The 21,991-nt window shown below is 62.0% G+C and carries 26 protein-coding genes and 2 tRNA genes; 1 reads left to right on the forward strand and 27 read right to left on the reverse strand.

Annotated features, from left to right (window positions below):
- Positions 1–215 precede the first annotated feature (215 nt).
- The 25 genes from fliF to BM216_RS09575 form a co-directional block, all read right to left on the reverse strand.
- A complete protein-coding gene (gene fliF, locus BM216_RS09455; RefSeq protein WP_092998325.1) occupies positions 216–1,895 on the reverse strand; it encodes a flagellar basal-body MS-ring/collar protein FliF in 1,680 nt (559 codons plus the stop codon).
- Positions 1,896–2,029: 134 nt separating this feature from the next.
- Positions 2,030–2,419: a chemotaxis protein CheT gene (locus tag BM216_RS09460; protein ID WP_092998327.1), complete on the reverse strand. Its 390-nt coding sequence runs from the start codon at positions 2,417–2,419 to the stop codon at positions 2,030–2,032.
- Between the two features lie 27 nt (positions 2,420–2,446).
- On the reverse strand, positions 2,447–3,004 hold the full coding sequence (gene cheD, locus BM216_RS09465) for a chemoreceptor glutamine deamidase CheD (protein ID WP_092998329.1): 558 nt from the start codon (positions 3,002–3,004) through the stop codon (positions 2,447–2,449).
- Positions 3,001–3,390 carry a response regulator gene (locus BM216_RS09470; protein WP_092998331.1) on the reverse strand — a complete coding sequence of 130 codons (390 nt, stop codon included), beginning with the start codon at positions 3,388–3,390 and terminating at the stop codon, positions 3,001–3,003. Before BM216_RS09470 ends, cheD begins: the two co-directional genes overlap by 4 nt.
- Positions 3,391–4,440, reverse strand: a complete 1,050-nt coding sequence (gene cheB / locus BM216_RS09475) for a protein-glutamate O-methylesterase CheB (protein WP_092998333.1) — start codon at positions 4,438–4,440, stop codon at positions 3,391–3,393.
- Positions 4,437–5,345 (reverse strand): protein-glutamate O-methyltransferase CheR, encoded by a 909-nt coding sequence (gene cheR / locus BM216_RS09480; protein WP_092998336.1) that lies wholly within the window; start codon positions 5,343–5,345, stop codon positions 4,437–4,439. The genes cheB and cheR overlap by 4 nt, the downstream gene beginning before the upstream one ends.
- The gene (locus tag BM216_RS09485; RefSeq protein WP_092998338.1) at positions 5,342–5,821 is read right to left on the reverse strand and encodes a chemotaxis protein CheW; all 480 of its coding nucleotides are present in this window, start codon (positions 5,819–5,821) and stop codon (positions 5,342–5,344) included. The genes cheR and BM216_RS09485 overlap by 4 nt, the downstream gene beginning before the upstream one ends.
- A gap of 4 nt (positions 5,822–5,825) precedes the next feature.
- Positions 5,826–8,060, reverse strand: coding sequence for a chemotaxis protein CheA (locus tag BM216_RS09490; RefSeq protein WP_092998340.1), 2,235 nt, complete (start codon positions 8,058–8,060; stop codon positions 5,826–5,828).
- 16 nt (positions 8,061–8,076) lie between these two features.
- Entirely contained in the window at positions 8,077–8,442 is a 366-nt protein-coding gene (gene cheY1, locus BM216_RS09495; RefSeq protein ID WP_092998342.1) for a chemotaxis response regulator CheY1, read from the reverse strand.
- A 2-nt stretch (positions 8,443–8,444) separates the two neighbouring features.
- Positions 8,445–8,738, reverse strand: a complete 294-nt coding sequence (locus BM216_RS09500) for an STAS domain-containing protein (protein ID WP_092998344.1) — start codon at positions 8,736–8,738, stop codon at positions 8,445–8,447.
- The gene (locus tag BM216_RS09505) at positions 8,738–10,360 is read right to left on the reverse strand and encodes a globin-coupled sensor protein (protein ID WP_092998346.1); all 1,623 of its coding nucleotides are present in this window, start codon (positions 10,358–10,360) and stop codon (positions 8,738–8,740) included. Before BM216_RS09505 ends, BM216_RS09500 begins: the two co-directional genes overlap by 1 nt.
- A 400-nt stretch (positions 10,361–10,760) precedes the next feature.
- Entirely contained in the window at positions 10,761–11,342 is a 582-nt protein-coding gene (locus tag BM216_RS09510; RefSeq protein ID WP_244530127.1) for a DNA-3-methyladenine glycosylase, read from the reverse strand.
- Positions 11,332–11,727, reverse strand: a complete 396-nt coding sequence (locus BM216_RS34010) for a hypothetical protein (protein ID WP_177230724.1) — start codon at positions 11,725–11,727, stop codon at positions 11,332–11,334. The genes BM216_RS09510 and BM216_RS34010 overlap by 11 nt, the downstream gene beginning before the upstream one ends.
- A gap of 4 nt (positions 11,728–11,731) precedes the next feature.
- Complete coding sequence (locus BM216_RS09515; protein ID WP_092998350.1) at positions 11,732–12,307, reverse strand: hypothetical protein; 576 nt, start codon at positions 12,305–12,307, stop codon at positions 11,732–11,734.
- A 200-nt stretch (positions 12,308–12,507) separates the two neighbouring features.
- Positions 12,508–12,583 (reverse strand) — tRNA-Phe (locus tag BM216_RS09520).
- Between the two features lie 291 nt (positions 12,584–12,874).
- Positions 12,875–13,087: a DNA gyrase inhibitor YacG gene (gene yacG / locus BM216_RS09530; RefSeq protein WP_092998354.1), complete on the reverse strand. Its 213-nt coding sequence runs from the start codon at positions 13,085–13,087 to the stop codon at positions 12,875–12,877.
- 75 nt (positions 13,088–13,162) lie between these two features.
- Entirely contained in the window at positions 13,163–13,783 is a 621-nt protein-coding gene (locus BM216_RS09535) for a Maf-like protein (RefSeq protein ID WP_092998356.1), read from the reverse strand.
- A gap of 27 nt (positions 13,784–13,810) precedes the next feature.
- Positions 13,811–14,029: a translation initiation factor IF-1 gene (gene infA, locus BM216_RS09540; protein WP_004435948.1), complete on the reverse strand. Its 219-nt coding sequence runs from the start codon at positions 14,027–14,029 to the stop codon at positions 13,811–13,813.
- 131 nt (positions 14,030–14,160) lie between these two features.
- Positions 14,161–14,592, reverse strand: coding sequence for an arsenate-mycothiol transferase ArsC (locus BM216_RS09545; RefSeq protein WP_092998525.1), 432 nt, complete (start codon positions 14,590–14,592; stop codon positions 14,161–14,163).
- A gap of 62 nt (positions 14,593–14,654) precedes the next feature.
- Positions 14,655–15,128 carry a UPF0262 family protein gene (locus tag BM216_RS09550; RefSeq protein ID WP_092998358.1) on the reverse strand — a complete coding sequence of 158 codons (474 nt, stop codon included), beginning with the start codon at positions 15,126–15,128 and terminating at the stop codon, positions 14,655–14,657.
- A 2-nt stretch (positions 15,129–15,130) separates the two neighbouring features.
- Positions 15,131–16,444, reverse strand: coding sequence for a histidinol dehydrogenase (gene hisD, locus BM216_RS09555; RefSeq protein WP_092998360.1), 1,314 nt, complete (start codon positions 16,442–16,444; stop codon positions 15,131–15,133).
- Between the two features lie 69 nt (positions 16,445–16,513).
- A complete protein-coding gene (locus BM216_RS09560) occupies positions 16,514–16,945 on the reverse strand; it encodes a DUF2948 family protein (RefSeq protein ID WP_092998362.1) in 432 nt (143 codons plus the stop codon).
- 122 nt (positions 16,946–17,067) lie between these two features.
- On the reverse strand, positions 17,068–17,910 hold the full coding sequence (locus BM216_RS09565) for an oxidoreductase (RefSeq protein ID WP_092998364.1): 843 nt from the start codon (positions 17,908–17,910) through the stop codon (positions 17,068–17,070).
- Positions 17,911–18,104: 194 nt separating this feature from the next.
- Complete coding sequence (gene murA, locus BM216_RS09570; protein WP_092998366.1) at positions 18,105–19,397, reverse strand: UDP-N-acetylglucosamine 1-carboxyvinyltransferase; 1,293 nt, start codon at positions 19,395–19,397, stop codon at positions 18,105–18,107.
- Between the two features lie 106 nt (positions 19,398–19,503).
- Complete coding sequence (locus BM216_RS09575; protein ID WP_092998368.1) at positions 19,504–19,749, reverse strand: hypothetical protein; 246 nt, start codon at positions 19,747–19,749, stop codon at positions 19,504–19,506.
- 156 nt (positions 19,750–19,905) lie between these two features.
- On the opposite strand from BM216_RS09575, the gene BM216_RS09580 reads away from it, so the two are divergent.
- Positions 19,906–19,980: transfer RNA gene (locus BM216_RS09580), tRNA-Thr, on the forward strand.
- A gap of 77 nt (positions 19,981–20,057) precedes the next feature.
- On the opposite strand, the gene BM216_RS09585 is transcribed toward BM216_RS09580, so the two are convergent.
- Complete coding sequence (locus BM216_RS09585) at positions 20,058–20,888, reverse strand: hypothetical protein (RefSeq protein WP_092998370.1); 831 nt, start codon at positions 20,886–20,888, stop codon at positions 20,058–20,060.
- 92 nt (positions 20,889–20,980) lie between these two features.
- Positions 20,981–21,679 (reverse strand): RibD family protein, encoded by a 699-nt coding sequence (locus tag BM216_RS09590; RefSeq protein ID WP_092998372.1) that lies wholly within the window; start codon positions 21,677–21,679, stop codon positions 20,981–20,983.
- Positions 21,680–21,991: the final 312 nt, after the last annotated feature.

Genomic DNA, 21,991 nt, shown 5'->3' on the forward strand with positions numbered 1-21,991 from the left:
AGCAATTTCCTTGGCGCAGATAGTCAACGGCACGAATCATAGGGATTGTAGGCCAGACACGCCGAATTACCATGCTGTGGGCCTGTGTTTCCCCAGAGGAGCATGGTCACAAAACGCATGGCTGAAGGTCGACCATGCAATTATGTCACGGAAATCGAACAAAAAAGGGCCGAATTGTGTCGGCCCTTTGATGATCATATTTTTGTGAGCGGGTGTCAGGCGGCCTTGTCGACGGCCCACTTGCGGAGGATTTTCGCTGCGCGCTCCTCGGAGATCTCGACCATGCGGGCGAGACGCTTCTCCGGACCTTCCTTGACGCGGCGGTTGAAGCCCCCATCGTCGGCGCCGCCGAAGTCGCCCGAGCTGTCGAAGCCGAAGTCCGAGCCGAAATCCGAGCCGAAGCCGTCCATGAGGGCGGGGCCGCCGGCCGGTGAGAAGTCGGGCAGTTCCAGCCCGGCAACCTCGCCGGAGGTTTCGGTTGCCGCGGTCGTGCCACCGACGGTGCGGATGAGCGGGCGCAGACCGAGCCAAACCACCAGGAAGGCGACCAGGACGAAGGCGAGCGAGTTGATGATGCCACCGAGATTGCGGCTCAGCGTCTCCATGATGCCCGGACCTGCGGCTGCCTCGTCGAGAAGCTGGGTCTCGAGGAAGTCCATGGCGGTCAGGTTGACGACGTCGCCACGCGCGTCGCTGAGGCCGGCAGCAGAGCTGACGATCTTCTGCATTTCCGCAAGATAGGCGTCGATCTTGGCCTGGTCGGCCGGTTCGCCCACCATCTGGGCAATACGGCCCTTGTTGACGACAACCGCCACGGAGACCTTCTCGATCTGGTAGCTGTTGCGCGTCGTCGCGACGGTCCGCTGGTTGATTTCGTAGTTGGTCTGCTCTTCGCGCTTGTTCGCCTGATCGGACGACTGCGGGCCGGCGGCGCCGCCGGCTTCGGGAGCGGCCTGGGGAACGTTCTGCTCGACGGTCGCGGCATTGTCGTTCTGGGTCTGCTTGGACTGGGATTCTTCCCGCGTCGTGCGGACCGAGCGTTCGACGCGCGAGTTCGGGTCGTAGACCGTTTCCTGGATCTGCTGGCTGTCGGTGTTGAGCGAGGCGGTGACGCTGGAGCGGAAATTGTCCATGCCGAGGAAAGGAGCAAGCGCCTTGTCGATATTGGTCTCGATTTCCTGCTGCACGGTCTGCACCATGCCGAGCGAACGGGTGAGCTGGCTGTTGCCGCCCTCATCGCCGGAGGCGAGAAGCTGTCCGGTGGAATCGAGAATGGTGACGTCTTCGACGTCGAGCCCCGGAACGGCTGAGGCGACCATGTGGCGAATGGATGCGGCGGCCTTGCGGCCGGCAGTCGAGTTGGCACGGATCATGACCGAGGCGGTCGGCTTCTGCTCGCCGCGGCGGAAATTGCCGACGTCGGGCATGACGATGTGAACGCGGGCGGCGGAGACGCCGCTGATCTGCTGGATGGTGCGGCCGATTTCGCCTTCGAGCGCGCGGACGCGGGTAACTTCCTGCATGAAGGAGGTCAGGCCGAGGGAGCCGACATTGTCGAAGAGTTCGTAACCGGCATTGGCGCTGTTGGGCAGATTGCGCTCGGCAAGCAGTACGCGTGCGCGGGCTGTCGAGCCCACCGGCACCTGAATGCTGGAACCGTCGGTACCGACTTCAAACGGCATGTTCGCTTCAGCGAGCGCTATGCTTATCTGATTGAGATCAGTCGTCTCGAGGCCGACATAGAGGGTCTCGTAGGCAGGTTTGTTGACGTAAATGGCAGCAGCAAGGACCAAAGCGACCGACACCAGGCCGGCGGCCGCAAGCGCAATCAACCTGGTCTGGCCTAAGCCCGCCAAGTTCTTAAATATATTCTGAAATTGAGCTAACAGATTCATTCTGTTTCCACATCGCCGAACACGGTTATAGAGCTTTCGCCCAAGCGCACCCTAAGAGGCGAAGCTTGTGCGAGCATTTCGGCAATGCGGTATGGGAAACACAGCCCGGCCCGGTTCAGGCCGGCAGGGTCGGATCAGAAGAAATCGAAGTCGCCGGCGGCCTTGCTGAGCGGCTGGGAATGGCCGTGGCGCATGCCGCTCGAAAGGGCGCGCTGCATATCGGCGAGCTTCACGAGGCTGAGCGCGGTGGATACGTCCACCTTCCAGTCCTCCGGTATGGTGCCGGTGATGGTATCGATGAATTCGGCAAGCCCGCGGGTCTTCTGGACTGCGAGGTCGATACCCTGGAGGATCTTGATCGTATCGGGGGATTTCAGGAGCTCTGCCCCTCCCACTTCGAGGATTTCGGGCTCGATGCGTTCGATCAGATAGGCGACGTCATGCAGTTCTGAGACCAGACGCATCAGCACGTCGGGCAAGGCTTCTTCAGGGGCTGCGATTGGCGGCGCGATTATGTCGGTCATGGCAGTCCCCGGTACGTATGATGAAAGTCAGAAGAATTCGATGGAATTGTCGACAGGCTTTGGTGCCGGACGGACCGGACGCTGTTCCAGTGCCACCGTCCTCTGCGTTTCGGCACCTGTCAGCGGGTATTGCCGGGCACGGCCGCTTACCGGCCAGTATTCAAGCTTTCTGCCGTGATCGCCGCCCGTGGAAGAGCCGACGACCTGGATGCCTTCGTCACGCAGAAACTCCATGGCGAAAGCGGCATTCTGCTCGCCCACGTTGGAGAAGCTGGCGATCGTCTTCGCCCCACCGAAGATCTTCGCCTCCAGCCGGTCGCGGCGAGCGCCCTTCTTCAGAAGGCCGTTGATGAGAAGCTCCATGAGGTGGACGCCGTAACGGGTGGCGTCCCCTCCAGAGCCCATGGCTCCGCCCGAGCCAGGAAGCAGGAAGTGGTTCATGCCGCCGACACCGGCGACAGGATCCCGAAGACACGCAGCCACGCACGACCCAAGGATCGTCGACAGGACGACATCAGGGTCGTCGACGACTTTGTACTCTCCTTGAATAATATGGACGCGCTTGGCAGCAGCGGCTTCTATCATTTGAGGGCTCCGAATACCGCTTCGATAGCGGCCTTCATCTTCTCGATGGTGAACGGCTTGGCGAGCACGTTGTTGGCGCCGAGCGAAGCGGCCTTCTGGACCAGGGCTCGGTCGCCCTGCGCCGTCAGGATGATGAAGGCCGCCTTCTTGGTGTTCGGGTTGGCGCGAACGGCCTGCAGGAAGCCGATGCCATCCATGTTCGGCATGTTGAAGTCGGAGATGACCAGGTGATGCGGCTGCTCGGACATGATCTTCATGCCCTGCACGCCGTCGCCGGCAGCAGTGATCTGCTTGAAGCCGAGCTGTGTCAGGGCGTCGCTGAGCAGCAGGCGGCTGGTGACCTGATCGTCAACGATCAGAACTTTGATTTTTTCAGCGAGAGACATTTATTCGGTACCTTCTTTTCGGGCGGCAGTTAATTTCAACACTTCTTCTCCAATGGAGCCCAATGGCAGCTGGTGCTCGACGGCGCCCATTTCGTGGGCGACCCTCGGCATGCCATAGACCACACAGGTCTTTTCATTCTGTCCGATTGTGCGTGCGCCAGCATTGCGCATCTTCAGCAGTCCGGATGCTCCGTCGCGCCCCATGCCGGTCAGAATGACGCCAACCGCGTTGCGGCCGGCCAGTTCCGCGACTGAATCGAAGAGAACATCCACTGATGGCCGATGGCCGTTGACGGGATCCCTCTCGATCAGCCGGCAGCATGGTGCTGACGGGTTCGCTATCTGCAGGTGCCGGTCGCCGCCGGGCGCGAGATAGACCTTGCCGATCTCCAGACGCGCACCATCGGTCGCTTCCTGCACCACAGGAGCGCAGATACGATTAAGCCGTTCAGCAAAACTTTTGGTAAACGTGGAAGGCATATGTTGAGTGATTACCGTCGGCGGGCAGTTCTGCGGGAATTTCTGCAACACTGCGATCAGCGCCTCGACGCCGCCGGTCGACGAGCCTATCGCCACGACCTTGCGTCCGACACGATAATCCTTGGCCGTCATCGCCGGCGTTACCGCCGCGGGAGCGGCAGTGGGCTGCCACTTGCGGCCCGAACGGGCGGCAGCCTTGACCTTCTCGGCCAGATCCATGAACGGGCGAGCGTCGCCCGGCACCGGCTTGCCGACGCAGTCGAAAGCGCCGATCTCGAGCGCTGCGAGCGTCGCGTTGGCACCGTGATGGGTCATGGTGGAGACCATGATGACCGGCATCGGCCGCAGACGCATGATCTTGTCGAGGAACTCCAGCCCGTTCATGTTGGGCATCTCGATGTCGAGCGTCACGACATCGGGATTGAGCTGCTTGATCGCCGCACGCGCTTCCATCGCGTCGCCGGCCTGGCCGATGACGTTGACGTCCGGGTCGGAATTCAGGACCGCGGTGATCAGGCCGCGCATCGTCGGTGAATCGTCGACGACGAGAACTCGTGCTGGTGCGCTCATGGCTTCCTCCCTCCATGCTTGCCCATACACCGGTAGGTGGTGATACCGATGTTATCGAAAAGGTTCTTCGCATCGCCCGAAACGCGCTCGGAATGGCCGATATAGAGATGGCCTGCTTCCGGCAGCAGCGACGCGAAGCGCGACCAGATCTTCACCTGGGTCGGCTCGTCGAAATAGATCACCACGTTGCGGCAGAAGATAACGTCGAAATTGCCCTTGAAGGGCCATTGCGCCATCAGGTTCAGCTCGTTGAACGTGATCAGCTTCTTGACCCGCTCATCGACCTGGAACTTACGGCGGCCGTTGACATCGACTTCGCGAAACCACTGCTTGCGCATGGCCGGGGACACGCTTTCCAGCGCACCCTCGTCATAGGCGCCCATCCGGGCGGTATCGAGGATCTTCGGATCGATATCGGTTGCCAGAATGCGGAAGTCGTAGTCCGCCGCATTCGGGAACATGGCCAGGACCGTCAGGGCGATCGAATAGGGCTCCTGACCGTCGGAGCAGGCCGCCGACCAGATGCGCACCCGGCCGCCGCTCTTGGCGCGGTTGATCAGGCCCGGCAGGACCTCGTCGCGCAGATGTTCGAAATGGTGGTTTTCGCGGAAGAAGCGGGTGAAGTTCGTCGTCAGGTGCGACAGCATCTCACGGCGCACAGGCGCGCCTTCCGGCGAAGCGACCAGCGTGCAATATTCGCGGAAGCCACGCAGACCCAGGTTGCGGATGTGCTTGGACAGCCGCGAATAGACCAGCGACGCCTTGGAATCGTTGAGATAGATACCGGCATCCGCATAGATCATCGCAGCGATTTCGGACAGGTCGCGGCGGGTCAGCGGATATTCACCGCTTGCCAGAACCTCGTCCGGCGACTGCCGGCTATCGATCGCGCCCAGGGGCATCATGCGGCTTCACTTTCCTTATCAAGAGCCTTTTCGGCGAACAGGGCGTCAAGCTCGATCATGCAGATCATCCGCTTGTCGATCGCCAGGATGCCCCGTGCGTACTGCTTTTCCAGATCGGAGGAGATCTCCGGAACCGGCTGGATGTTTTCCTCGGTGATCGTGAGGATGTCGGAGACAGCCTCCACCAGCAGGCCGACAACCCGGTTCTTCACCTGGGCAACGATGATGACGTGGCGGGCGCTCGGTTCGGCGTCCTTCATGCCGAGTCGTGCCGAGAGGTCGACGATCGGCAGGACGGCACCGCGCAGGTTGATGACACCCAGGACATAAGCCGGCGCATGGGGCATCGGCGTGGCCTGTGTCCATCCGCGGATCTCGCGGACGGACATGATGTTGACGCAGAACTCTTGCTCTCCGATGCGGAAGGCAATCAGTTCCCGGCTTCCCTGTGCAAGCGACTTCACGGCATACGACATACTATCAACCCGTGGCGGCGAGAGACATTTCAGGCTTCAGGGACTGGCCGCGCGAGGCCGCGACGACCGCATCGACGTCCAGGATGAGTGCCACGCGTCCATCACCGAGGATGGTTGCGGCAGCGATGCCCGGGACGTGGGTGTAGTTGGCTTCGAGCGACTTGATGACGACCTGGCGCTGGCCCTGGATGGCATCGACCATCAAAGCACGCTGGCCGCCGCCTTCGGATTCGACCAGAAGGGCGACGCCTTCGACCGGGTTCGCCTGGGTCGAGCGGAAGTTCAGGATACGGCCTACATCCACCAGCGGGCAGAACGAGTTGCGGATGGAGATCAACCGCTGCGTCGCGCCGAAGGAGTGGATGGCCGAGGCTTCCGGCTGCAGGGTTTCGACGATCGCCGTCAAAGGCACGACCAGCGTCTGGCCGGCAACGGTGACGACCATGCCGTCGAGAACGGCGAGCGTCAGCGGCAGGCTCATCGTGAAGATCGAGCCCTGGCCCGGCTTCGACGAGATCGAGATACGACCACCGAGTGCCTGGATCGAGCGCTTGACCACGTCCATGCCGACGCCGCGGCCGGAAATGTCGGAGATCTGGTCGGCGGTGGAGAAGCCCGGCGCGAAGATCAGGTTGTCGATCTCTTCGTCCGTCAGGTTGGCGTCCGGCGCGATGAGATCGTTGTCGATCGCCTTCTGCTTGACGCGCTCGCGGTTGATACCGCCGCCATCGTCCTGCAGTTCGATGAGAATGCGGCCCGAACGGTGCTTTGCGGAAAGCTTGATCGTGCCTTCCGGATCCTTGCCGGCAGCCTCGCGCTTCTCGGGAGATTCGATGCCGTGGTCGACGGCGTTACGGATCATGTGGGTGAGCGGCTCGGCGATCTTGTCGATGACCGTCTTGTCGACTTCGGTGTTTTCACCCTCGGTGACCAGGCGGATCTGCTTGCCGACCATGTCGGCCACTTCGCGGACGATACGCGACATGCGCTGGAAGACCGGCTTCACCGGCTGTGCGCGGATCGCCATGACCGAGTCCTGGATCTCGCGGGTGAGCTGCTGCAGCTCCTCGAGACCCATGTTGACGGCGGAGGTGCCGGTCGCATCGTTTTCGATGACGCTCTGGGAGAGCATCGCCTGGTTGATGACAAGTTCGCCGACGAGGTTGATCAGGCGGTCGACGCGATCGAGATCGACGCGGATCGTCTGGCCCGCCGAAGCGGCAGCGGCGGCAGCGTTGTTCTGCGCTGCGGCAGCAGCGGCTGCAGCAGCGCTTTCCTTCTTCTCGACTGCGGCAGCGACTGCCTTCGTCACGTTCGAAGCGGTTTCGGCCGCAGCCACGACGGCGGGCGCCGGTGCAGCAGGCTCGGCGGGCCCGTCATCCAGGGCGGACAGATCGAACGGTACCGGAACCATCGGCTGCTCTTCGTCTTCCGAGGCTTCCGCCGGCTTGACGTCCAGTTCGCAATCCCATTCGGCGAATTCGAAGACCGCGCGGACTTCGTCTTCCGACTTTGCCGTCTTCAGCGAGATCTTCCAGCCGAAATAGGAGGCTTCCGGATCCATGCTCTCGAAGGCGGGCAGCGTGTCCATGTCGCAGGCAATGCTCATCTCGCCGAGGCGGGAGAGATCGCGCAGCAGAAGGGCTGCTTCATTGCCCTTGGAATAGAGTTCGCGGGTCGGCTTGAAGGAGATGTCGAAGACGTTGCCGAGAACCGCTTCCTCGTCGCCGCCAAAGCCGTCGAAGGTGAACGGGATCGGCTGGAAACCGCTGTCGTCCGTGGGGGCTGGCGCTGCGGCAGCTGCAGGGGCAGCCTTGGCGGCAGGCTTCGGTGCTTCGGCGGCGGCCGACGGCATTTCGCCGTTCGCCAGCGCTTCCAGCTCCTTGACCAGCGTCTTGGTGCGGCTTTCCTCGACGCTGCCACCGTCACGCGAGCAGGTGACGAGGTCGGCCAGAACGTCGGCGGACTTGAGCATCACCTTCAGGACGTCCTGGTTCGGCTCCAGCTTGTTGGAGCGCACGCAGTCGAGCGTCGTTTCGAAGACGTGTGCGAAGGCGACCAGGTCGTCCAAACCGAAGGCGCCCGCTCCCCCCTTGATGGAATGAACTGCACGGAAGACGGCATTGACCGTTTCGGGATCGCGATCCCCATCATTCAGCTTGAGAAGACCAGACTCCAGTTCGGCGAGCTGTTCTTCGCATTCCTGAAAGAAGATCTCTTTGATTTCGTTCATATCCATCGGAGGAATTCCCGGTTCAGGCGGTTACACGCTCGATCGCATCGATCAGTTTGGCAGGATCAAAAGGCTTGACGATCCAACCCGTCGCACCGGCCTGGCGCGCGCGGTTCTTCTTTTCGGCGTCGCTTTCCGTCGTCAGGACGAGGATCGGGATCGCACGGTATTTCTCGTTGCGGCGAACGCCTTCGATGAAGCCGAAGCCGTCGAGACGGGGCATGTTGATGTCGGTGACGATGACGTCCGGATCACAGCCTTCGAGGACCTCGAGGCCCTCGACGCCGTCTTCGGCCTGGATCGTCTCGAAACCGGCATTGTTGAGGGTCACCAGAAGCATGTTCCGGATCGTCCGTGAATCATCCACGGTCAGCACTTTTTTCTTCATTTCTAGATCTCCTTAGCGACCATCTTGTCGGGGTCGATGCCGATCAACTGCATCGTCTTTTCAAAGGCATCGGAGGCCTTCTCGATCATGAAAGACTTCTTGTCGGCCTGCCAGGCGGCAGCACCGGCGACGAGAACCTGGGCGCACTGGACGCCGACCCGCTCGACGGCGGAGGCATCGATCACGATGTCGCTGCCGCGCATCGTCATAAGCTTGCCGTGCAAGGCAGATGCTTCATTGAGGTCGAGAACGGGCGCGAGCGCCACAGTGCCCGATGCGGCTTTCTTTGCTGCCATCAGTTTCTTCCTTGCAGTTTGTAAACGGGTTGAGCCTGCGGCTCGGAGAATGTCTGGTAGCTTACCGCGGGCGCGCCGGTATCGGCCTGGGTATGGGCCGGACGGCGATCCTCGTAGCCTTCGACGATCCGGCTCTGGCGGGCGATGCGGAATTCGCGAACGGTGCGGCCGAGTTCGAGGATGACCGAATGCAGTTCGTCAGCGCCCTCCCCGGCATTGCGGGCAAAGCTTGCATTGGCACCCATGTCCTGGCTCAGACTGTCTATATCGGACGTGATGCGGGTGAGGCCTTCGGACTGCTCGACCGTGCGGCGCGCGACGCCCGAGATGGCATCGTTGATCTCGGTGACCTGCTGGACGATGCCGCCGATCGCGGTCTGCGTGCGGTGGACCATGTCGACGCCTGCGCCGACCTGCGACTTGGTGCCGGTGACCAGCGTCTTGATTTCGCGGGCGGCATCGGCGGAACGCTGCGCAAGCGCGCGGACTTCCTGCGCCACCACGGCAAAACCCCGGCCGCTGTCGCCGGCGCGGGCAGCCTCGATGCCGGCATTGAGCGCCAGAAGGTTGGTCTGGAAGGCGATCTCGTCGATGACGCCGATGATCTCGCCGATCTTCTCGGCCGAGGTCTCGATGTCGGTCATGGCGCTGATGGCACGGCCAACGACTTCGCCGCTCTCTTCGACCGAACGACGGGTCGCGGCGGCGGCCTTTTCGGCGGCCGAGGTTCCGGCAACGGTTTCCTTAACGAGATCGGAAAGCTGACGGAGGTCCTGGGTTGCTGTGCGGGCCCGCTGCGCCTGGTCTTCGGAAGCTGTCGCGAATGTCGATGCGTTGCGGGCAATCGCGTCGGTCAGGCCGATCGCCTGCCTGCCTGCGGCATCAATCGCCTGGACAGACTGCTGCATGCCGCCGACCGCACGGGCGAGAAGACCGGCGAGTTCGCGATAGGCTTCGGGCATCTCGGCCGGCAAGGCGACGGTCAGGTCACGCTCGGCGAGAGCGGCGATGACGGCCGCGAAGGTGTCGACGGCTTCGGCCTGGTCGGCGGTGCGCTGGTCTGCCAGAGCACGCTGGTGTTTCTGGCGCTGTTCGTTGAAACGCAGCGAGACGGCGATCTCGACATCGATCATGACGAGCCGGACGAGCGCGCTCAGGAGATCGTGGAGTTCGCGCTCGCGCTTGCGGGAGCCGGGAAGAATGGAACGCGGCGAAAGATCGCTGACGGCGCCGACGACAAGATGTTCGAGCATGACCGCATGGCCGGCGACGTGCCAGCGCGGGTCGAGCCCCATGCGGCTCTCGGTATCGGACAGGACCTTGACGCGGTCGGCATAGAGCGCATCGAAGCGGGCATCGGTGAGGACGGACCAGTGGGACGCCTGGAGGTCGCTCAGGCGCTCGACCTGCTGCTCGCTGTCGAAGTGACGGGCGGCTTCGGGAAAGGACTGGAGGCGGTGGAAGAGATCGCGCAGGCCGGCCTTGATGTGGTCCTCGAGATGCGGGCGGGAGCGGCGCACAAGATTGCACAGGTCGCCGTCGAGCCCGGCAAATGCCAGCCTCTCGCCAAGGCTGCCCGCCTGGCCACGTCGAACCTGTTCGCTTGGCGTGTCCTGCACCAACGTCGTCCCCAAAACCACATAAACCGAGAGCTCGGCGCGAAAGAAGCCATGCCGGTCAGGGTCTCTGGAGATGAACTATGAATGCCCGGCACACGAGGACGATCATCCCGTGCCATGCGAACGCGGCCACCGCAGGTATTCCTGACTTTTCATGAGCGGATACCGGATTGAGACCGGTACGGCATTGGCGGCTTCATGCCTGGTGGTAGACCGCGGTCGTCCCATTTCGCCGTGATGTCCAATATGTATGGTTAATTCCTTGCGCGAAGGTTAATGCGCAGTAGAACCGGGCCGTTTTGCTACACAAGGCATGTAAAAGATAAACGCTTCGCCAACCCGGGCGTGCAGTGCACCAGAATGGGGCTACGCAAGGTTATGCGCCAACGGGGGGAGAGCCGTGTCACACGGCGGGCTGCGGCGGAAAGCGTTTGCTGAGATAGGCCGATCCTTCGAGGCCGAAGCGCCATGGGTGTTCGACCGCACGCGTGATTCCGATCCTCGGTCCGGTCACCACCAGTGGGCTCACCTCCGGCGCCGCCAGCCTGAACGGCGGCGCAAACAGCGACAGCCCGTCATGTGCGACGGTAACGCCGAGCGCCTGGCAGAGACGCCCCGGACCTGAGCAGAGCAGTAGCGGATCATTGCGCCCCCGCCGCGCCTCCATCTCCGCAATCCCGCTGACCGGCTGCAGCGCCCGGATCAGCACCGCCGACCCCGGAAGGCAGACGAAATTCAGACACCAGTGGATGCCGTAGGACCGGTAGACATAGGCATGCCCCGGCGGACCGAACATGGTGCGCGTCCGCGGGCTCTCGCCGCGAAAACTATGCGACGCCGGATCATCCCGCTCATAGGCCTCCGTCTCGACGATGATGCCGGCGGAGCCGTCGAATTCGAGCTCGACACCTATGAGATCACGGGCGACGGTAGTGGCTGGGCGGGAGAAGAAGGTGGACGATCGCTCCAATAAGTCAGTAGTCAAGCGGATTATAGTCAGCCAGAGAGCTGCCGGAATGAGAGGATCTAGTGCCACGACCGTCCCGGCTTTGCCCTCCTTCGGGAAGTCGAACATGAACAGAAAACTTCACGCGGCTTGCGTTCTGTGCGGTTTTCGATGCTCCATCCATGACATGCGTGTCAGCTACTCGCACGCTTGAACCGCCCTCTTTCGCCTCCGCGATTACCGAAATGTCGAAACCGACAGTAGTGAAAATGCCACTCGTGCCACCATCCATTAGCTGGCCGTCGGGCGCCCCTATGCTGTAACCATCTGCCGCAATGTCTTGGCCACCGGGCCGCTTCTGCGCCTCTCGAACACCCTCTAGGATCTGTGTGAGCGTCTCTGAAACAAACGACTTGATGTCCATGCGATCACCCTAAAAGAGGAGCTAATGCTGGAAGAAACGGAGCCACCACAGTTATATGGTCTGCAGCGGTCGCAATGAAATGTTGGTATGCGTTCAAAAAATTTGGCTTATCCGCTTTGGCTGCATCCATGTCGTCCACTGAGTTCAACAACAAAACCCGAGCCGAATCATCTGAGACATGCTCGCTGATTGCTGCTCTTAATTCAGAAAACACGCGATTGTTGTTGACGATGTTTGATGAATTATCTGTAGAGTTGAGATTAACTCGAGCGTTGCTTCCGCTGACGTGGATGGTGTAGTTGCCTCCAGTGCCAGGGTTGAAGGCGCCTTTCCGTCGGATTTTAACTTGGAAGTGGGCTGGGATCATTCGCCCACCATCATAGAAGACAGGATCTATGATCTCGAAAGCCTCTTCAGTGCCATTTGGAAGCTTGCGACGAAGCTCATCGCCAACAACGAGACTGGCAGAGGCATCATCTATCGCGATCATATCGCTACTGTAAACGCCTGGAACCGTACCTTTATGCTGGCCGTTCGCGTCGATTATCTCGAAAACAGACTTGGGAAACCCACTGAACATTGTTTCTCACCTTGCATGTGAATCGCGATAATCTACCACCCTCTTGCTTCCCGATGTTACGGCTTTTCGCACAGACTTGCCGATAGTGTCGGCATTTCATCCGCAATCAAGGGATTTGGTGCGTGACAAAACGCAACACCGAAAAGTACGCGTACTAGCCTTGCCTAAGCACAAGTTACTGAAAAATTTTTAGAAAAAAATGGTGCCCGGAGGCGGATTTGAACCACCGACACGCGGATTTTCAATCCGCTGCTCTACCAACTGAGCTATCCGGGCATCCGAGGCCTTGGTTCAGGCCTGCCGGTCGTTTGAGACCGTCCGGAGGAGCAATCCCCCGGGAGCGAGCGGGGTTATAACATCTTGTTCGGCCATGTCCAGCACCCGTCGCGACTTTTTTGACAGGTTTGCGAAAATGTCGAATTCTCTTTTAAAAACAGCGGCCAACCGGGCGTCGGCGAATGGGGATAACCGGCATTCGGGAAATTCCATTCGCGCATCTGCGCAAAGTCCGGCGCCATCTGCCCGTCAGGATCGGCCGCCGGAGTGAGCCACGGCCGGCCGGGCGGGTCACTCCCGCCCGTCGTCGTCCGCCTTGCGCTCGTCGTCGGCCACCGGAATGGCGTAGGAGCCGTTCAGCCAGCGGGAGAGGTCGAGATTGCGGCAGCGCTCGGAGCAGAAAGGATAGCTTTCGCGGGTCGAGGGCTTGCCGCATTCGGCGCAGGCCCTGGTCTTCCTGAGCGGCTCGACCTTGCCGCCCGTCTTGATGGGTTCGGATGCCATGGAGCAACTCCTCTTTTATCTTGCAGTCTGTCTGGGCTCGCGCCGGACGCGAGGCTCAAGCGGATCAGGCGGAAATCAGGCTTCCGGCCATGCCGCGGGCACGTCAAAACCTTCGCCGGCCATCAGCGTCGTGACTTCGTAAAGCGGAAGGCCGACGACATTGCTGTATGAACCGACGAGTTTCTGCACGAAGGCGCCGGCAATGCCTTGGATGGCATAGGCGCCGGCCTTGCCGCGCCACTGGCCGGACGCGATGTAGTTTTCGATCTCGACGGTCGAGAGCCGCTTGAAGCGAACCTTGGTCTGCACGACCTTCTGGCGGAACTGGCCGCCGGGCGTCACGAGGCAGATGCCGGTATACACCCAATGGCCGCGGCCGGAGAGAAGATGCAGTGCCGCGGATGCCTCTTCGGTATACTCGGTCTTTTCCAGGATGCGGCGGCCGACGGCCACCACCGTGTCGGCGGACAGGATATAGCTGTGCCGCCAGGCCGGATCGTCCTTCACCGCCCGGTAGGCGGCCTCGGCCTTTTCGGTGGAGAGGCGGCGGGCGAGCGAGCGGGGATGCTCGGCCCGCTTCGGCGTCTCGTCGATATCCATCGGCATCAGGCGCGCTGGCGCAATGCCGACCTGGTTCAGGAGATCGAGGCGGCGCGGCGAACCCGATGCCAGTATCAGCTTTTGCTCAAGCGCCATGCGAGGTCATGCCCTGCCTGAAACCGCTTACTTGAAGCGGTAGGTGATGCGACCCTTGGTCAGGTCGTACGGGGTCATTTCGACGAGAACCTTGTCGCCCGCCAGAACGCGGATACGGTTCTTGCGCATGCGGCCGGCGGTGTGGGCAATGATTTCATGTTCGTTTTCGAGCTTCACGCGGAATGTCGCATTGGGCAGCAGTTCCGTGACGACGCCCGGAAATTCGAGGACTTCTTCTTTAGCCATTTACTGGTTTTCTTTCTGTGGTTGGAACGCAAGCACGGCGGAGCATTCTCCACCGGCCGCGAAAATTGGGCGGAAACTACACAATCGTGTCCGCTTTGTGAACCTCGCCTGACGGCTAATCTTGCAACTGGTCAATTACTGGGCGCCGGCGGCCTGCGAATGGGTTTCATCCGCCGGTCGATCAGCTTCCAGAGATGGTCCCGCACGGCCCTGTAGGCATCGAGAACCTGGTCACGCGTCCCGGTCGTCGCCGTCGGGTCCATGGTCGGCCAGTAGACCACGTCGACCGGGCTCGACCCCGTCAGTTCCAGCGCCACGTGATGGGCTTCCGGCGTCAACGTCACGATCAGGTCGAAGAAATCGTCTTCAATCTCTTCCAGCGTACGCGGCTTGTGCGGTCGCTTGCTGTTGAGCGAAAGACCGATTTCTTCCAGCACGACATCGACGAAGGGATCAGGCTCACCGGAGCGAACGCCGGCCGACTGGATGTAGATATCGGGTTGCAGCAGGCTTTTTGCAATGGCTTCGGCCATCGGGGAGCGGATGGAATTCTGTCCGCACATGAAAAGGATCGCCGTCGGTATGCCGATCGTCTCCTTGCGGGTCGGCGCGTCGATTGCCATGGTCAGCCGCGCCAGTAGAGCACGCAGACGAGCGTGAAGAGCCGCCGCGCGGTGTCGAAATCGACGCTGATCTTACCGTCCAGCCGGTCCATCAGGGTCTGCGAGCCTTCGTTGTGGATGCCGCGGCGGCCCATGTCGATCGCCTCGATGCGCGACGGCGTCGCCGTCCTGATCGCCTCGTAATAGCTCTCGCAGATCATGAAATAGTCCTTGATGATCCGACGGAACGGCGTCAGCGACAGGATGTGGGTTGCGACATCCTCATCCGCCTCGGTGGTGATCGCAAGGACCAGCCTGGCATTGGCAAGCGACAGGCGCAGCTTGTAAGGCCCGCCGGCGTGGCCGAAGGGTGTGAAGGAATTTTCCTCGACGAGATCGAAGATGGCGACCGCCCGCTCATGCTCGACATCGGGCGTCGAGCGCCCGATCGTGTCGTCCAGGACGACGTCGAAGAGCCGGAAGTCGCCCTGCCCCATGCCTAGCCCCCGTTGTCGTCTGGGTTGGCGTTGAGGCGGATCGCGACCGAGCGCGCATGGGCATCGAGCCCTTCCGACTTCGCCAGCGTGATGGCCGCCGGCGCAAGCTTGCGCAGCTGATCCGGGCCGAGCCTGAGGATCGACGAGCGCTTGACGAAATCGAGCACGCCGAGGCCGGAGGAGAAGCGGGCCGAACGTGCCGTCGGCAATACGTGGTTGGAGCCGCCGACATAATCGCCGATCACTTCCGGCGTGTGGCGGCCGATGAAGATCGCGCCGGCATTGATGATGCCCGGCATCAGCGCATCGGGGTCGGCGACGGCCAGTTCCAGATGCTCGGCAGCGATGCGGTTGGCAAGCGGCAGGGCCGCCTTGAAATCCTTAACCAGGATGACCGCCCCGAAATCCCGCCAGCTGGCAGTGGCGATCTCGGCGCGCGACACCGTCTTCAGCTGGCGCTCGACGGCTTGCTCCACCGCACGGCCGAATTCGGCGTCATCGGTCATCAGGATCGACTGGGCGCCGGCATCATGTTCGGCCTGGGCCAGAAGATCGGCGGCGATCCAGTCCGGGTCATTGTCCCTGTCCGCGATGACCAGCACTTCCGAAGGGCCGGCGATCATGTCGATGCCGACCGTGCCGAAGACCTGGCGCTTAGCGGCCGCGACATAGGCATTGCCGGGGCCTACGATCTTCGCGACCGAAGCGATGGTCTCGGTGCCATAGGCGAGTGCCGCGACGGCCTGCGCACCGCCGATGCGGTAGATTTCCGTGACGCCGGCGATGCGGGCAGCGGCGAGCACGGCCGGATTGATTTTGCCGCCGCCGGCCGGCACGACCATGACGAGGCGCGGCACGCCGGCAACCCTGGCCGGCACGGCATTCATCAGCACGGAACTCGGGTAGCTCGCGGTACCGCCCGGCACGTAGAGCCCGACCGCCTCGATCGCCGTCCAGCGGGAGCCGAGGCCGACGCCGATCGCATCCTCGTAGATATCGTCCTTCGGCATCTGCCGGGCATGGTGCTTTTCGATGCGCTCGGCGGCCAGCTTCAGGGCGTCGATGACGGCGGGATCGGTTTCGGCCAAGGCCGCGTCGATCTCGGCCTCGGACACGCGGATGCCGACCTTGGCGAGATCGACCTTCTCGAAGCGGGCGGAATATTCGATCAGCGCTGCATCGCCGCGGGCACGCACATCGTCGATGATCGCCTTGACCACGGCATTGACGTCTTCGGAAACCTCGCGCTTGGTCGACAGAAACGCGGCAAAGCGCGCCTCGAAATCACCGGATGCCTGTTCAAGCCAAGTTGCCACGCGGATAGTCCTTCCATTCCAATGCCAGAATGAGGCCCCAGGGAGCCGTCACCCGGTCAAGAGATGGGATCAGGGATGGCGCGGCCTCGATGCGGTTTCCCATGCGCCGCCGATATCTGCAAGAGCGACTTCGATGCATTCGACATCAAGCGCGATGGTCGCGTCGCCGGAGAGCACGAGTTCGACCGTTCCTTCCGGGCCTTCGCCCTTCTGGACGAAACGGACGGCGAGGAGCGAGAGCACGTCTTCCTTGCGATTGCGATCGATGCCGGTGGAGCGGACGGCAAGAGCCCGTTTGAAGACGAGGGCTGCGCGATGACGCTCAAAACCCTTGCGCTTGCCGGTCGCAGCCTCCCAGTCGAACCGGTTGGCGGCGAGCGAAAACATCTTTTCCGTAGCCGACCAGCTGACATCGGCAAGCTTGAAGACGGCATCCTGCATATGGGCGGAGACGACGTCCAGGTCATCCTTGTCGAGAGCGAGAAGCTTCAGCTCGGTCATGCGCTACCGTTCCATCCTTGGGCCGCAGGGGGCGGCCTGTTGTTCCATGCGCTGGAGATAGGATGGGACCGGCGAAGAAGCAACAGCCCGGCGCAAGACGGATGCCGGGCTGTTGTGGAGCGTTACTTCGGGAAATCGGTCGAAAGGGTGAGTTCCTTCAGGCTTTCGATCTCGTCGAGGCTGCGCTTCAGCTTGCGCGTCACGCCGTTGAAAGCATCCTCACCGAGCACCAGATGGCGCGGCGGATTTTCGCTTTCGACGATCGTGATCATCGCCTCGCCGGCGCGCACCGGATCACCGGGCTGCTTGCCGCTGTTGCCGGCGGTGAATTTCATCCGCACGGCCGCGGTCTCCTGATATTCCGGGATCTCGACCGGTGTCTGCCGCAGGGAGCGACCGGCCCAGTCGGTGCGGAAGGGACCGGGCGCCACGCAGGTGACCTTGATGCCGACCGGCGCGCCTTCGGTCGCCAGTGCATCGGAAAAGCCTTCGACCGCATGCTTACTCGCGGCATAATAACCGGAGCCCGGGAAACCGATGAAACCTGCCTGCGAGGTCAGGCTGATGACGTGGCCCTTGCGGCGCGCCCGCATGCCCGGCAGCACCGCGCGGGTCATGGCGAAGAGGCCGAAGACATTGGCATCGAACATCTCGCGGATCTCGTCGTCCCTGCCCTCCTCGATCGAGGCCTGGTAGCCGTAGCCGGCGTTGTTGACGAGGACATCGATGCGGCCGAACTTTTCTTTGGCGGCTTTTACCGCTGCGCCGATCTGGGCCTGGTCGGTGACATCGAGATCAAGCGCCAGCGCGTTGCTGTGCCCGTCGACAAGATCGGCGAGCTTGCTCTTGTCGCGCGCGGTCGCGACCGTCGGAAAGCCGCGGGCAATCGTCTGCCTGGCGAGCTCGCGGCCGAAGCCGGTCGAGCAGCCTGTAATGAACCATACATGTGAGGAAGCATCAGCCATGGGAAAATCTCCGTGGAAAGCCGGATCATGAATATGAGGCGGGAGACGGCATCGCCCCGACAACCGGAACCGGCTTTCGGAAAGGACGATGCGCAGTTTTCAAGTTGGGGTGCGCTTCTGACATAGGCATGCAAAAAGGGACGGCAAGGTGTTTCCCTGCCGTCCCTCTTAAAAAGTGGATCGTTGCGGTTCGGTCAGTCGCTGACGCGTTCGACGACGGCGCCGCAGCGGGTGAGCTTCTCTTCCAGGCGCTCGAAACCACGGTCGAGATGGTAGACGCGGCTGACCATCGTGTCTCCTTCGGCGGCCAAGCCGGCGATGACGAGAGAGACGGAAGCGCGCAGGTCGGTCGCCATGACCGGCGCGCCCTTTAGGCGCGACACGCCCTCGATGCGGGCCATCTGGCCCGACAGCGAGATCTTGGCGCCGAGACGGGCCAGTTCCTGAACGTGCATGAAGCGGTTTTCGAAAATTGTTTCCGTCACATGCGAGACACCCGAGGAGCGGGTCATCAGTGCCATGAACTGCGCCTGCAGGTCAGTCGGGAAGCCCGGGAAGGGTTCGGTGACGATATCGACCGGCTGGATGCCGTTGCCGTTGCGCACGACGCGCAGGCCGCTTTCCGTCTCGGTGATCTCGGCACCGGCTAGCTTCAGCGTGTCGAGCGCATTGTCGAGCAGCGAGGCGCGTGTACCGGTCAGCGTCACGTCGCCGCCTGTCATGGCGACGGCCATGGCATAGGTACCGGTCTCGATGCGGTCTGGCAGGACGCGGTGACGGGCACCATGCAGGGACGAGACGCCTTCGACGGTGATTGTCTTCGTGCCGGCGCCGGTGATCTTTGCGCCCATGGCTGTGAGGCAGTCGGCAAGATCGACGATCTCGGGCTCGCGGGCGGCGTTATCGATGATGGTCGTGCCCTTGGCGAGCGTCGCCGCCATCAGGAGAACGTGGGTCGCACCGACGGACACTTTGGGGAAGGTGTAATGCGCGCCGACCAGACCACCGGGAGGTGCCGTAACATTGACATACCCGCCATCGATCTCGATCTCGGCGCCGAGTGCGGCAAGGCTTTCGAGGAAGAGATCGACCGGACGCGTGCCGATGGCGCAACCGCCCGGCAGCGAGACTCGGGCCCTGCCCTCACGCGCCAGAAGCGGGCCGATGACCCAGAAAGATGCGCGCATCTTGGAGACCAGCTCGTAAGGGGCGGTCGTGTCGACGATGGTGCGGCAGGTGAACTGGATCGTGCGGGCATAGCTTTCTGCCTGGCCTTCGCGGCGGCCATTGACGGAAATATCCACACCGTGATTGCCGAGGATGCGCAGAAGCTGCTCGACGTCGGCCAGATGCGGTACGTTTTCGAGCGTCAGCGTATCGCTCGTCAGAAGCGATGCGATCATCAGCGGCAGAGCCGCGTTCTTTGCGCCGGAAATCGGAATGATGCCGTTCAGCTCATTGCCGCCGGTAATGCGGATGCGATCCATGATTGAAAAACTTTCCCTCTCAAGCGCGAAAGGCAGCGTCCTTAGACGAAAAGCCCCGGCTCATCAATGTTGTGAAATCCTGTGAGACCCCGAAAGCCGGAGTAGATCAGGATGATTCGTCCGATTTTGCGGCAGCGGGCACAGATGCTGGCAGACCCTGCGTTTCGTCGGCCTCGCCGGCGCGCCTGGCGCGGGCCTGTCCCTTGCGGCGCATCAGGTTCTCTCGCAGCTTGGCCGACGCCTTGGCCCGGCGCTCCGCCTCGCGGGCAGCCTGCGCCGCACGCGCCCGGTCGCCCCGGCTTTCGCCGCGCGGCGGGCTTGTCTCGTTGTCGGTCTCGTCATTTTCGGCCATCGCCCTCAATAACCAAAAAGCCCCGGAAACAAAAGCGCAGCCGAAGTTTTCCCCATCGTCGGCAAAAGAACTTGGAAATTGCGGCTTGCGCTCCCGGTGAAGCTATGGCAATAGGCCGCTCACCAACGACGCGGCACATGCCCGCGCCGCCTGAATGCTGCTATAGCTCAGGGGTAGAGCACTCCCTTGGTAAGGGAGAGGCCGAGAGTTCAAATCTCTCTAGCAGCACCATTTTCCTCCCTTATATCTTCGACAGCTACCGAACTAGCAGGAGCGACCGTCCGTTTGCGGGCCACCTTCTGCGCTGGTTACTTGTAGTGGCACATCGGCGGGCGGGGCGCGCCCTTCTCCTTGGCACCCATGCCCTCCCACCAGCCTGCTCCCCTGGCAATCATCTCGACTTCGAAAAACGTCCAGGCGTTGACGCGGCTCTCTCCACCCAATTTCTTGGTCATATCTCCTACCTCTATCATCGCCATGCCGCCTTTCTCGCAATCGTCGTTAAGGTATGCGCGCACGAACGTGTCGAAATGCTCGACGAGCAGAGCGTGGCTGCGCCTGACATCCGCCATGGAGGGCACGTCGGCGCATTCGCCGGATGTTATCATTACGCCGGGAGGCGTCCTCAGGGGATCGGGCGAATAAAAGGATAGCGTGCCGGATGCGATCCCTTCCGCGAGAAAGCGGATATATTCGAGATTGGCAATGTCGGGAAACCAGCCGCGGGTGGTGATGACCTCCTCGTAGACCGATCCGACAAGGAAGCAGCCCGGATCGCCGTCGGCTGAGTAAGCATCCTTTGCCGACGTGCTTTTGACCACTTCCGGGTCACCCAGCCTGATCGCGCTCTCGATCTTCGGAATGCGGATCGTGCAGGCCTGCGGCGACAGAACCAGCCAGTCGCCGGTGATCACCGTCTTCTCATCGGCGCGGGCCTTCTCCTTCAGTCTGTCGATTGCCTCCGGCTCGAAACCGGCCCGGATCGCGGCGTCATAGGTCGCAGGGCCGATTGCACATCCCTGCCCGGCGAAGAAATCCTCGATACTTGCCGGCTTTTCCTCGGCAGCTGCAAGGGCCGGCACGGACAGGAGAGAGATGGCCGCAAAAGTGATGTATCGGCAGAAGCATGTGAATTTCATCTGTCGCTCAGCTCCCCTCGGCCCGGTCTGCATTCGTCGGACCGACTTACCCTTAAGCCTTCCGAAGTTCTCAACAAGATGACGCCCCGCACTCACGCCTTCGAAACACGATAGCGGAGATGCAGCAATCCCGAGCCGACCTCCGTGCAGCTCATGAGGGACAGGGTGCATTTGCCGGCGAGCCCCTCCTCTCCGAATTCCACGATCCGGTCGCCACCCTTGCGGGCGTCCAGCGCCGGCGCCACGACGAGGCTCAGCTCATCGACGAGGCCTGCCGCGAACAGCGAGCCGTTGATGCCGGCGCCGCCTTCGAGCAGCAGGCGCTTGATGCCGAATTCGCGGCCGAGCGCCCTGATCATCGCGGCAAGGTCAACCTCGTCCCCATCGGAGACGATATAGGAGACCCCGTCCGTCGCGAGCTCCGCTAGGTGATCGTCACCGACATCGCGCCCCAGCAGGACGACGACGTGATCGCCATCGAGGTCCGCGCCGGAGAAATGGAGCCTGCCCGACGGATCGAGAGCAATCGCGTGGGATGCCGCAGCGTCGTCCGCAATATGGACCGGGCGATTGACCTCCGACGGGTCGGAGGGCGGATGCGCCTCGGCCTTGGACATTTCCGCCATGGTCACGCGCCCCACCAGCCAGCCGTCGGCGGCGAAATCACGGTGGATCTTTTCGTAATAGGCAGACCAGTCTTCGCGATCTCCATCCGGACTTGTCGTCCAGCTGCTCGCATGCAACCCGCCGTCAAGCGAGGTGATCATGTGGCAGATGACATAAGGTTTCATCGTTGCACCCCTCCGGTTAAAAGCGGCTCTGCGGCCCCGACGATCCGCAACCAGCCCTCACTTGCAATATGGGCCGAGGTCGGCTGAGGAAAAGCCACGCATCCGCACTTTGCCGGCAGGTGCGCCCATGGCGCCAAGGGGAAGCGCCGAACACCCGCGAAATGCTAAAAATGTAGCGCGTCCGTCCCGCGCTGTAACACGCAGACAACTCTCCCGCGTCGTTATCAACGCGCCCCCGGGGACCTCAGGGGGACACAGCGCGCGAAGAGATTGGCGCGCCATTCGGACAGGCCGCATATGCCCTGTCCCAAC

This window comes from Rhizobium sp. NFR07 (assembly GCF_900111905.1).
Taxonomy (GTDB): Bacteria; Pseudomonadota; Alphaproteobacteria; order Rhizobiales; family Rhizobiaceae; genus Neorhizobium.